The sequence below is a fragment of the Bacteroides bouchesdurhonensis genome (assembly GCF_900155865.1).
GTDB classification, from domain to species: Bacteria; Bacteroidota; Bacteroidia; order Bacteroidales; family Bacteroidaceae; genus Bacteroides; species Bacteroides bouchesdurhonensis.
Genome location: NZ_LT707013.1, coordinates 1 through 2,182, shown reverse-complemented (window position 1 = coordinate 2,182; position 2,182 = coordinate 1). Strand labels below are relative to the sequence as shown.

Genomic DNA, 2,182 nt, shown 5'->3' with positions numbered 1-2,182 from the left:
GGGTGTTGAGGATGCTGCTCAATGAGGCGGGGTATGTGAGTTTCCCGGACAGGAAGTTCCATTTCTATTTGAAGGATCATCAGGGGAATACCCGTGTGGTAGCGGATAAGGATGGCAATGTGGAGGAGACGAATGCTTATTATCCATTTGGGGGGACTTTCACTTCTACAGCTAGTGTTCAGCCTTACAAGTATAATGGGAAAGAGTTGGATCAGAAGAATGGGTTGAATTGGTATGATTATGGGGCGAGACACTATGATGCGGCGATAGGGAGATGGCATGTGGTGGATCCGATGAGTGAGAAATATTATCTAACCGACCCTTATGTTTACTGTGGCAATAATCCAATAAAAAGAATTGATCCAAGTGGAATGTGGTATACTGGTTATACTGTTGATGAAAATGGTTTCTTCAGGAAAGTGAATGATATAGGTGGTAATAGGTATAATGTGTTATATAACATGAAACTCTTTTCGCCTGATAGAACAGAAGATTATGATGAATCTGGTGACAAAACCGGCATTAAAACAAGTAAAGGAATTTTGATTGAAAAATCAGTTAATCACAACTTTAGCGCAAAAACAATCACAGGCGTTTTACATACATTGGATGGATACGAAACGGGTGAAAAAGTTTCTAATCATTCTTATGAAATAAAAAATGATGAAGAGGCTCAGGCAATTATGAATTTCTTAGATAAAAATACGAAAGTAGAATGGGGAAATACATTCATGATGGACGGACAGGGAAACAAGATTAATTTACTGGGAACAAGTCATGAAGCTAGAACTATTCGAATGGGATTTTATCAAAAACAAAAATATTTAGATAGAGGATTCAGAGTTATTCGTGATGATCATATTCATCCATTTTCAGTCAATGCTTCTGATTCCGACAAGGGACACGCCAGTAATATATTGACACGATCCCCCCAAGCTAAATTTAGAATTCTTTTTCAAGGGAAATATTATAAATACTAACATTGATGTGTACAATAAAATTAGATATCATGAAATCATTAGTTTTCTTATTGATAATTTTAGGATTTTCATTACTTTTTGGATGTAAATCATATAAGGAAGAATTTATAAAATTTCGTCCTTATAAAAATAAAGATTTTATCACAAAAGATCTGGAAATATACAAGGCTAGTGAATCTCTATATCCTGTATTAGACTCTATTATAATGAAAACAGAACAATGCCCAATGTATCATGGATTGAAAGAAAAAACAGCTTTTAATTTTAGTGTACATAAGGGATATATCTCTGGAACAGACGAAATATCACCTTATCCATATTTAATGATTAGTGTAGTTTATGCACCAAAATTTGAAAATCATGCGAAATGGACTGATGCTATATTTTATTATAAAGGATATGATTTTTATTTTAAAGGAAAATATCTTAATGCTTTATTTGCCAAAACAGGTGAAATTATATCAATTCCTTGTATTGATCCCAAGAAATATCAAATAGATATGCCTTTTGAAGGAGGAGAAATGTATTGGTGGTATGAGTATAGAAATGATAGTCTAATAAACACTTCTTATGGATACTGTATAGAATAAACATATAGATCATTTAAGTTAATAATTATCCTGATATTTACCACTATATTACCCTGATATAAGTTGTCTAATTAAGGTAACATATATCAGGGTATGATTTCTTATGTGATAACTTATCCTAGTAAGAATACCTTTTATAATAGTAAGCATTCGGTAAACTCCCCCTATAAATAGTTCTTCCATTGAATGCCTTTGCCTCTGATTTAAATACATATAATTATGGTAACAATACTTACTTAAAGGCTACTCGGCTCAAGGGAACAAGTCATACCAATGACCTGAAAGGATATACGCTTCCCTCCCAAGTCACCCTGGCTACCCCAACGGTATTGAGCGTAAATTATTATGACCGCCATGACTTTATCGGTTCCAATGGCATCCCTTCGGGTACTGCCACTGCTTACGAAAAAGTAGCGGGATATGATGAGCTCAGGACAGTGGGAGTCAAAAGGTTGCTCACAGGAACGCTGACGGCGAAACTGAAGACGGAGTATGCGTATAACGTCCGTTCGTGGACGAAGAGTATTACGGGAACGTTGTTCAGCCAGACGCTCAATTATCAGGAGGCGATAACGGGGAATACTCCCTGCTATAATGGAAACATCAGCAGCA

Annotated in this window: 2 protein-coding genes and 1 pseudogene; all 3 read left to right on the top strand. The window is 35.5% G+C overall.

Annotated elements, in window-relative coordinates; all coding sequences use genetic code 11:
• Positions 1-980: RHS repeat-associated core domain-containing protein (locus CZ225_RS23075; protein ID WP_317045363.1), on the top strand; the 980-nt coding region annotated here is incomplete at its 5' end.
• A gap of 29 nt (positions 981-1,009) precedes the next feature.
• Positions 1,010-1,570 carry a hypothetical protein gene (locus tag CZ225_RS22680; protein ID WP_077155967.1) on the top strand — a complete coding sequence of 187 codons (561 nt, stop codon included), beginning with the start codon at positions 1,010-1,012 and terminating at the stop codon, positions 1,568-1,570.
• Between the two features lie 182 nt (positions 1,571-1,752).
• Positions 1,753-2,182 (top strand): annotated as a pseudogene (locus tag CZ225_RS22675) (hypothetical protein); the annotation flags it as partial.